Below are 9,715 nucleotides of genomic sequence, written 5' to 3'. Positions count from 1 at the left end.
CCGGCCGCCGGCGCCGCGGCCTCGGCCGCCATCGCCTCGAGCGCGGCGACGCGGTTCTCGGTCGCCGGGTGGGTGGAGAACAGGCCGTCCATGCGCTGACCCGACAGCGGGTTGATGATGAACATGTGCGCGGTCGCCGGATTGCGCTCGGCGTCCTCGTTGACCACCTGGCGGCCGCCGCCGGCGATCTTGCGCAGCGCGTCGGCGAGCCACAGCGGGTTGCCGCAGATCTCCGCGCCGCGCCGGTCGGCGGCGTATTCGCGGGTGCGGCTGATCGCCATCTGCACCAGCATGGCGGCGAGCGGCGCGACGATGATGGCGACCAGGACGCCGACGAAACCGAGCGGGTTGTTGCCGTTGCGGCCGCCGCCGAAGAACAGGGCGAAGTTGCCCAGCATGGCGATGGCGCCGGCGAGCGTGGCGGTGATCGTCATCGTCAGGGTGTCGCGGTTCTGCACATGGGCGAGCTCGTGCGCCATGACGCCGGCGACCTCCTCGTAGGAGAGACGGTCGAGCAGGCCGGTGGTGGCGGCGACCGCCGCGTTCTGCGGGTTGCGGCCGGTGGCGAAGGCGTTGGGCTGCGGATTGTCGATGACGTAGACGCGCGGCATCGGCAGGCCGGCGCTGCGGGCAAGCTCGCGCACCATGCCGTGGAACTCGGGCGCGCTGCGGGCATCGACCTCGCGCGCCCGGTGCATGCGCAGCACCATCTTGTCGGCGTTCCAGTAGCTGAACAGGTTCATGCCCGCGGCGACGACGAAGGCGATCGTCATGCCGCCCGTGCCGCCGATCAGATAGCCGACGCCCATGAACAGCGCCGTCATGAAGGCCAGCAGCATCGCCGTGCGCACGAGGTTCATCGCAATCTCCTCAAGGGGTCCGGCGGGTCGCCGGGCCGGTCGGTTCCGACTATATGATGGGTGAGCGCCAGGGCGCTTTCAATATTGGGCCAGACGGCGAGGCGAGGCGATGGACGACGGCAGCGACGAGCGGAACGGGGCGACAGCCGAGGCGGCGCACCGGGCGGACACGGATACCGACACGGGCGCGGGCCGGCCGCTCAGCCCGGCGGCGCGCCGGGCGCTCGAGGAGGCGGCGGCGCGGCGGGCGGACTACGACCGGCGGGCGCGCGAGCGGCCGAAGGAGATCGGCGGCGGCAAGGGGCCGGAGCCGGTGCGCTACGGCGACTGGGAGGTCGGCGGCCGGGCGAGCGACTTCTAGGGCGTTTCCAGGCGAGGCGGAAACCGGTCCGCCGTCCGCAAACGCGTCAAGACAACAAGCCGGAGCCGATCCGCGATTGCGTGAAAGGCAGAACGGCTTCGGGCCGCCGGGCGCTGTGCAGACCGGCCGCGGCGGCTTGCCGGCATCGCAATATAGGAATATTATCCTCGGATGTCCGATTCGCGCCTCGCCGCCATCGTTCTGGCGCTTGCCCTTCCGGTTTGCGGGCCGGCGCCCGCGGCCGCGGGCGAGCGCGTCGCCGGGCCGGTCGAGGCGCGGGTGGTGCGCGTCATCGACGGCGATTCCTTCGTCGCCGAGGCGCATGTGTGGCCGGGGCACCGCATCACGGTGACGGTGCGCCTGCGCGGCATCGATGCGCCGGAGCTGCGGGCACGCTGCGCGGCCGAGCGGCGCGCGGCCGAGCGGGCGAGGGCCGCGCTCGCCGGGCTGATCGGCGACGGGCCGGTGCGTCTGCGCGCGGTCGGCGGCGGCAAGTATTTCGGCCGCGTCGTCGCCGACGTGACGACGGCGGACGGCACCGATGTCGCGCAGCACCTCCTGGCCCGCGCGCTCGCGGCCGCCTATGACGGCAGTCGCCGGCGGCCGGTCGTCTGCTGAGGGCGGCACGGAAAAGGGCCGCTCGCGGTGGAGCGGCCCTTCCGTGTTTTCTTGTTCTCGCGCGGTCTCCGCCGGCGGCCGTTCGGCCCGGCCGGCGCCGCGTCCTGCGCCTAGCGGGAAGGCTGCTCCCCGCGAAGGCAATCCGTCGAGACCACGGTTGAACGGAAATCACTCGACACTGGATCACCTCCTTTCGTTTCGTTGAACACGCCCGGATGATGGGGTGCGCGCCGACGAAACGCAAGGGGCGGCCGGCGATCTGCCGACGGCCGCCGGTTGGCGGACCGTGCGCCTAGCGCCTGTTCTGCCGGTTCTCCACCAGATCCTCCACCACGGCCGGATCGGCCAGCGTCGAGGTGTCGCCGAGCGCGGCGTAGTCGTCCTCGGCGATCTTGCGCAGGATGCGGCGCATGATCTTGCCCGAGCGCGTCTTCGGCAGGCCGGGGGCGAACTGGATGAGGTCGGGCGAGGCGATCGGGCCGATCTCCGAGCGCACCCAGTCGCGCAGCTCCTTCTTCAGCTCGTCGTCCGGCGCCTCGCCCGACATCAGCGTCACGTAGCAGTAGATGCCCTGGCCCTTGACGTCGTGCGGGTAGCCGACGACGGCCGCCTCGGAGACCTTGTGGTGGGCGACCAGGGCCGATTCGACCTCGGCGGTGCCCATGCGGTGGCCCGACACGTTGATGACGTCGTCGACGCGGCCGGTGATCCAGTAGTAGCCGTCCTCGTCGCGGCGGCAGCCGTCGCCGGTGAAGTACTTGCCCTTGTAGGTCGAGAAGTAGGTCTGCACGAAGCGCTCGTGGTCGCCGTAGACCGTGCGCATCTGGCCCGGCCAGGACTCGGTGATGCAAAGGTTGCCGGCGCCGGCGCCCTCGATCACCTGGCCCTCGTTGTCGACGAGCTGCGGCTCGACACCGAAGAAGGGCCGCGTGGCCGAGCCGGCCTTGAGGTCGATGGCGCCGGGCAGCGGCGTGATCATGATGCCGCCGGTCTCGGTCTGCCACCAGGTGTCGACGATCGGGCAGCGCTCGTCGCCGACCACCTTGTAGTACCACTCCCAGGCCTCCGGGTTGATCGGCTCGCCGACCGTGCCGAGGATGCGCAGCGAGCTGCGGTCGGTCTTCGTCACGTGGCTGTCGCCGGCGCCCATCAGCGCGCGGATCGCCGTCGGCGCGGTGTAGAAGATGTTGACCTGGTGCTTGTCGACCACATCCCAGAAGCGCGAGGCGGTGGGATAGTTCGGTACGCCCTCGAACATCAGCGTGATCGCGCCGTTGGCCAGCGGACCGTAGACGATGTAGCTGTGGCCGGTCACCCAGCCGACATCGGCGGTGCACCAGTAGATGTCGCCGTCATGATAGTCGAAGACGTATTCGTGCGTCATCGAGGTGTAGACGAGATAGCCGCCGGTGGTGTGCAGCACGCCCTTCGGCTTGCCGGTCGAGCCGGAGGTGTAGAGGATGAACAGCGGGTCCTCCGCCTTCATCTTCTCAGGCTTGCACTCCGGCTTCGCGCGCGCCATCTCGTCGTGGTACCACAGATCGCGGCCGTCGACCCAGTCGATCGCCGCGCCGGTGCGGCGCACGACCAGCACGTTGCGCACCTTGGCGCCCTGCTTCTCGGCGATCTGGATCGCCTTGTCGGTGTTCTCCTTGAGCGGGATCGTGCGGCCGCCGCGCAGGCCCTGGTCGGCGGTGATGACGAAGTCGGATTCGCAGTCGTGGATGCGACCGGCCAGCGAATCGGGCGAGAAGCCGCCGAACACCACCGAGTGCACCGCGCCGATGCGCGCGCAGGCGAGCATGGCGTAGGCGGCCTCCGGGATCATCGGCATGTAGATGGTGACCCGGTCACCCTTCTTGACGCCGTTCGCCTTCATCACGTTGGCGAGCTTGCAGACCTTCTCGTAGAGCTCGTTGTAGGTGATCTTCTTGTCGTCATAGGGGTTGTCGCCCTCCCAGATGATCGCCGTCTGGGTGCCGCGCTTCTTCAGGTGGCGGTCGATGCAGTTGTAGGCGACGTTGGTGCGGCCGTCCTCGTACCACTTGATCGACACCGCGCCCTCGAAGCTGGCGTTCTTCACCTTGGTGTAGGGCTTGAACCAGTCGATGCGCTTGCCGTGCTTGCGCCAGAACTTGTCCGGGTTCTTGATGCTCTCGGCGTACCACTTCTCGTAGGTCGCGTCGTCGATCAGAGCCTTCTTCTTCCAGGCCGGCCTGACCTTGTGGACATGAACCTCGGACATCATTCCTCCTCCATCGCGTTCCGGCCGCCCACGGGTGCGGCCGCCGGCGGCCGGCGGGCGGCCGCCAAAGTCGCGCGCATTATTATCATTCCGGCGTCGGGGACAACATTAGACGTTCGATCCGCGCCGTGCTCAGCCGCGGCTGCCGAAGATCGCCGAGCCGACGCGCACGGCGGTCGCGCCGAAGGCGATCGCCGTCTCGTAGTCGCCCGACATGCCCATCGACAGGCCGGTGAGACCGAGCTCGCCGGCGAGCTTGTGAAGCAGAGCGAAATGCGGCCCCGGGTTCTCGTCGATCGGCGGGATGCACATCAGCCCCTCGATCGCCAGGCCGTGCGTGTCGCGGCAGCGCGCCAGGAAGCCGGCCGCCTCGGCCGGGGCGATGCCGGCCTTCTGCGGCTCCATGCCGGTGTTGACCTGCATGGAGAGGCGCGGCCGGCGGTCCTGCTTCGCCATCTCGGCGGCCAGGGCGGCGGCGATCTTGTCGCGGTCGACCGTCTCGATGACGTCGAACAGCGCCACCGCGTCGGCCGCCTTGTTCGATTGCAGCGGGCCGATGAGGTGCAGCACGAGATCGGGATGCGCGGCCTTCAGCGCCGGCCACTTGCGCTGCGCCTCCTGGATGCGGTTCTCGCCGAAGACGCGCTGGCCGGCGTCGATCACCGGGCGGATCGCCTCGGCCTCGAACGTCTTCGACACGGCGACCAGCGTCACGTCGCCGGCCGGCCGGCCGGCCTCGCGGGCGGCGGCGGCGATGCGGGCGCGGACATCGTTCAGGCGGTCGACGGCGTCGGTCATGCGGTTCGGTCCTCGGACGGGGCGGGCGCGGGCCGGAGTTGACGGTCGCGGCAAACCATGGTGAAGGTCCGCGCGAACTAGCATCGCGCATCCTTTCTGTGAACGGCGGTCATGGCAACCGAGCGATACAACCCCCGCAACTGCGAGCCGCGCTGGCAGACCGCCTGGGACGAGGCGGGGCTTTTCGCCGCGCGCAACGACGACCCGCGGCCGAAATACTACGTGCTGGAGATGTTCCCCTATCCGTCGGGGCGCATCCATATCGGCCACACGCGCAACTACACCATGGGCGACGTGGTGGCGCGCTACCGGCGCGCGCGCGGCTACAACGTGCTGCACCCGATGGGCTGGGACGCCTTCGGCATGCCGGCCGAGAACGCCGCCATCCAGAACAACATCCATCCCAAGGCCTGGACCTACGACAACATCGCGACGATGCGCACGCAGCTCAAGATGATGGGGCTGTCGCTCGACTGGAGCCGCGAGTTCGCGACCTGCGATGTCGACTACTACCACCGCCAGCAGGTGCTGTTCGTCGACTTCTTCGAGAAGGGCCTGGTGGCGCGCAAGACCTCGAAGGTCAACTGGGACCCGGTCGACCACACGGTGCTCGCCAACGAGCAGGTGATCGACGGGCGCGGCTGGCGCTCCGGCGCGCCGGTCGAGACGCGCGAGCTGGCGCAGTGGTTCTTCCGCATCACCGACTACGCCGACGATCTGCTGCAGTCGATCGAGGGGCTCGACGAGTGGCCCGAGAAGGTGCGGCTGATGCAGCGCAACTGGATCGGCCGCTCCGAGGGGCTGCTGATCCGCTGGCCGCTGGTCGACGGCACCGCGCCGGCCGGCGAGAGCGAGCTCGAGGTCTACACGACGCGGCCCGACACGATCTTCGGCGCCTCCTTCATGGCCATCGCCTCGGATCATCCGCTGGCGCGCAAGGCGGCCGAGGGCAATGCCGAGCTCGCCGCCTTCATCGAGGAGTGCCGCCGCATGGGCACCTCGGTGGCGGCGCTGGAATCGGCCGAGAAGAAGGGCTTCGACACCGGCATCCGGGTGCGCCATCCGTTCGATGCCGACTGGACGCTGCCGGTCTACGTCGCCAACTTCGTCCTGATGGACTACGGCACGGGCGCCATCTTCGGCTGCCCGTCGGGCGACCAGCGCGACCTCGACTTCGCCAACAGATACGGCCTGCCGGTGGTGCCCGTTGTGATGCCGCACGACGCCGACGCGGCGAGCTTCCAGATCACCGAGGAGGCCTATGTCGACGACGGCGTGATGATCAACTCGCGCTTCCTCGACGGCATGCGGCCGGCGGAAGCCTTCGAGGCGGTCGCCGACAGGCTGGCCGGCGAGACGCTGAACGGCCGGCCGATGGGCGAGCGCCGCGTCAACTTCCGGCTGCGCGACTGGGGCATCTCGCGGCAGCGCTACTGGGGCTGCCCGATCCCGATGGTCCACTGCCAGGCGTGCGGCGTGGTGCCGGTGCCGAAGGCCGACCTGCCGGTCACGCTGCCCGAGGACGTCGATTTCTCCCAGCCCGGCAACCCGCTCGACCGGCACCCGACCTGGCGCGACGTCGCCTGCCCGACATGCGGCGGCGCGGCGCGGCGCGAGACCGACACGATGGACACCTTCGTCGATTCCTCGTGGTACTTCGCCCGCTTCACCGCGCCGCAGGAGAACGACCCGACCGACCGCGCGGCGGCCAATGCGTGGCTGCCCGTCGACCAGTATATCGGCGGCATCGAGCACGCCATCCTGCATCTGCTCTACTCGCGCTTCTTCACCCGCGCGATGCGCGACACCGGCCATCTCGACCTGGCCGAGCCGTTCAAGGGCCTGTTCACCCAGGGCATGGTGGTGCACGAGACCTACCGCGCCGGCGACGGCCGCTGGCTGGCGCCCTCCGAGGTGCGGGTGAGCGGTGGCGAGGGCGGCCGCAGCGCCGTCGAGATCGAGACCGGCCAGCCGGTGACGATCGGCGGGCTCGAGAAGATGTCGAAGTCGCGCAAGAACACGGTGAGCCCGGAGGAGATCACCGATTCCTACGGCGCCGACACCGCGCGCTGGTTCATGCTGTCGGATTCGCCGCCCGAGCGCGACGTCGAATGGACCGACGACGGCGCGGCCGGCGCGCACCGCTTCGTGCAGCGCGTCTGGCGGCTGGTCGGCGAGGCGGCGCCCGGGCTTGCCGGCGTCGCGCCGGCGGCCGCGCATGACGGGGCGGCGGCGGCCGTCTCCAAGGCCGCGCACAAGGCGCTCAAGGCGGTCGGCGAGGACATCGAGCGGCTCGCCTTCAACCGGGCGATCGCGCGCATCCACGAGCTGGTCAACGCCCTGCAGGGGCCGGCCGGCGCGCTCGGCGGCGACGCTGCGCTGGCGCCGGCGCTGCGCCAGGCGCTCGAGATGCTGGTGCACATGATCGCGCCCTTCATGCCGCATCTGGCCGAGGAATGCTGGGCGGCGCTCGGCGGCACGGATCTGGTGGCGGCCAGGCCGTGGCCGGAGCACGACCCGGCGCTGGTGGTCGACGACGAGATCGTGCTGCCGGTGCAGATCAACGGCAAGAAGCGCGGCGAATTGACAATCTCGCGCGCGGCGGATCAAGTGACGGTGGAAAGGGCGGTGCTGGAGCTCGACTTCGTGCGCCGCGCGCTCGACGGCGCCGCGCCGCGCAAGGTGATCGTCGTGCCGCAGCGCATCGTCAACGTGGTGGCCTGAGCGGAGGCGGAACCAGTGCAGCGGATCGTTCGTCCAGCCCTGCTGGCCACGCTTCTGGCCGGCATCCTCGCCGCCGGCGGCTGCACCGTGCGCCCGCTGCTCGTCGCCGACGCGACCGTCGTCACCGCCACGACGCCGGTCTCGGCCGACCGGCTGTCGGGCGTGCTGGTCGAGGACGTCGACACGCGCTACGCACAGCAGGTGCGCAACCATCTCGTCTTCCTGCTCTACGGCGGGCGCGGCACGCCGCTCGACACGCGCTACAGCCTCGACCTCGCGGTCACGCGAAACACGGCGACCGCGGCGCGCGTGCAGGTCGGCGGCGCCGACCAGCCGACCGCCTCGACGCTGACGCTGACCTCGCGCTACCGGCTGCGCGACGCCGCGACCGGCGCGCTGCTCGTGCGCGGCGAGCGCGCCGTCACCGCCGCCTACGACGTGCCGCGGCAGAACTATGCCGCACTGCGCGCCGAGCGCGACGCGGAGGATCGCGCAGCGCGCGAACTCGCCGAGGTTCTGCGCCTTGCGGTGGCGCAGGACTTGGCCCGGATCGACGTTCAATAGTATCGTGGCAGTCGGCTAAGGGTCCCGACGCAACCTGCGGCCGAGGCGAATCGCGTGTCATTGCGGCGTCACAGAGTTCGGCGAAACAGCGGCCAACGGAGTGCTTCGCCCATGGATCTACACACGACGCTGGCGTCCGTTGCCGGAGCGCTCGGCGGTCGCGGGCTGCGGCGCGAGACGCTGCCGAAGGCGAAGCTGCACATCGTCGACCAGCTCATCCTGGAGCGCACCACCGAGCTGTCGAAGAACCCGCTGTGGCCGGTGGCGCGGCCGCTGCTCTACCGCTATTTCCACTACAAGCAGGCGGTCGCCATGGCCGACCGCATCGCGGCCATGTCGGGCTGGGACGCGATGAGCCACATCAGCGCGCTCCTGTCGCTCGAGCTGACGGTGACCGGGCGGCACAACATTCCCGAGAGCGGCGCCTTCATCCTGGCGCCGACCCACCCCACCGGCATCGCCGACGGCATCGCCGTGTTCGACCTCCTGAAGGAGCAGCGGCCGGACTTCGCCGTCTTCGCCAACCGCGATGCGCTGCGCGTCAATCCGCGCTTCGCCGACCTGATCATCCCGGTCGAGTGGCGCGCCAGCGAGAAGTCGCACGCCAAGAGCCGCGACACGCTCGAGGCGACGGCGCGCGCCTTCTCCGCCGACAAGGCGATCGTGCTGTTTCCCTCCGGCCGCATCGCCTACTGGCACGAGGACAAGCTGACCGAGCGGCCGTGGCAGCCCTCCGTCGTGGCGCTGGCGCGCCGCTTCGAGGTGCCGGTGGTGCCGGTCAACATGACCGCGCGCAACTCCGGGCTGTTCTATCTTTTGTCGCGATACTCCAACGAGCTGCGCGACATGACGCTGTTTCACGAGCTGCTCAACAAGAAGGGCCGCGCGGTGTCGCTGACCATCGGCCGGCCGATCGCGCCCGACGCGCTCGACGGCGATGCCAACGAGGTCGCCGCGCGGCTGCAGGAGCATGCGGTCGCGGCGCTGGCGCGCGATCCCGAGGCGACCTACGGCGCCCCGCCGTCGCCCGCCGGCACCGGCTGAGCCGCCGCCCTCCGCGATCCGGTCGTCGGCGGCCTGTCCCGTCCGCGCCGCCCCTCATCCGCCCCTTCGGGGCACCTTCTCCCCGCCTGCGGGGAGAAGGGGTGCGGCCGTGCGAAGGGAAAAGGGGCAGGCGGGGCATTGCGGCCGCCGGTCCTCGCCCCGCTTGCGGGGAGAGGATGCCGGCAGGCAGGAGAGGGGCAGCGCCGGCCGTGCCGCATCGCCGCCGGCACCGGCTGAGCGGCCGCCCTCCGCGATCCGGTCGTCGGCGGCCTGTTCCGTCTGCGCCGCCCCTCATCCGCCCCTTCGGGGCACCTTCTCCCCGCCTGCGGGGAGAAGGGGTGCGGTCGGCCTGCGGGGAGAAGGGGAGCGGCCGATCGGCGGTGGCGGGCAGGCGGGGCATTGCGGCCGCCGGTCCTCGCCCCGCTTGCGGGGAGAGGATGCCGGCAGGCAGGAGAGGGGCAGCGCCGGCCTTGCCGCATCGCCGCGCGGCACCGGCTGAGC

8 protein-coding genes are annotated in these 9,715 nt (G+C 70.5%); 5 read left to right on the top strand and 3 right to left on the bottom strand.

Annotation, left to right across the window (positions count from 1 at the left end):
• Positions 1 to 860 (bottom strand): zinc metalloprotease HtpX (gene htpX / locus N1F89_RS19660; RefSeq protein WP_290086145.1); only part of this gene is annotated, 860 nt, incomplete at its 3' end.
• 109 nt (positions 861 to 969) lie between these two features.
• Between htpX and N1F89_RS19655 the strand changes: the two genes are divergently transcribed.
• Positions 970 to 1,221, top strand: coding sequence for a DUF1674 domain-containing protein (locus N1F89_RS19655; RefSeq protein WP_290086144.1), 252 nt, complete (start codon positions 970 to 972; stop codon positions 1,219 to 1,221).
• A 171-nt stretch (positions 1,222 to 1,392) separates the two neighbouring features.
• Complete coding sequence (locus N1F89_RS19650; RefSeq protein ID WP_290086143.1) at positions 1,393 to 1,839, top strand: thermonuclease family protein; 447 nt, start codon at positions 1,393 to 1,395, stop codon at positions 1,837 to 1,839.
• 292 nt (positions 1,840 to 2,131) lie between these two features.
• Here the strand turns inward: N1F89_RS19650 and acs are convergent, their stop codons facing one another.
• Both acs and N1F89_RS19640 read right to left on the bottom strand, forming a co-directional pair.
• The gene (acs, locus tag N1F89_RS19645; RefSeq protein WP_290086142.1) at positions 2,132 to 4,084 is read right to left on the bottom strand and encodes an acetate--CoA ligase; all 1,953 of its coding nucleotides are present in this window, start codon (positions 4,082 to 4,084) and stop codon (positions 2,132 to 2,134) included.
• A 132-nt stretch (positions 4,085 to 4,216) separates the two neighbouring features.
• A complete protein-coding gene (locus N1F89_RS19640) occupies positions 4,217 to 4,882 on the bottom strand; it encodes a YggS family pyridoxal phosphate-dependent enzyme (protein WP_290086141.1) in 666 nt (221 codons plus the stop codon).
• Positions 4,883 to 4,993: 111 nt separating this feature from the next.
• On the opposite strand from N1F89_RS19640, the gene leuS reads away from it, so the two are divergent.
• The 3 genes from leuS (at position 4,994) to N1F89_RS19625 (ending at position 9,214) form a co-directional block, all read left to right on the top strand.
• Positions 4,994 to 7,606: a leucine--tRNA ligase gene (gene leuS / locus N1F89_RS19635; RefSeq protein WP_290086140.1), complete on the top strand. Its 2,613-nt coding sequence runs from the start codon at positions 4,994 to 4,996 to the stop codon at positions 7,604 to 7,606.
• Positions 7,607 to 7,621: 15 nt separating this feature from the next.
• Positions 7,622 to 8,170: an LPS assembly lipoprotein LptE gene (gene lptE / locus N1F89_RS19630; RefSeq protein ID WP_290086139.1), complete on the top strand. Its 549-nt coding sequence runs from the start codon at positions 7,622 to 7,624 to the stop codon at positions 8,168 to 8,170.
• Between the two features lie 111 nt (positions 8,171 to 8,281).
• Positions 8,282 to 9,214, top strand: coding sequence for a 1-acyl-sn-glycerol-3-phosphate acyltransferase (locus N1F89_RS19625; RefSeq protein ID WP_290086138.1), 933 nt, complete (start codon positions 8,282 to 8,284; stop codon positions 9,212 to 9,214).
• Positions 9,215 to 9,715 lie beyond the last annotated feature (501 nt).

Origin of the sequence: Aquibium sp. A9E412, from assembly GCF_030398335.1 — a bacterium.
Lineage (GTDB): Bacteria > Pseudomonadota > Alphaproteobacteria > Rhizobiales > Rhizobiaceae > A9E412.
Note: the sequence above shows the minus strand (reverse complement) of the source record. Positions and strands in the feature narration are given on the sequence as shown.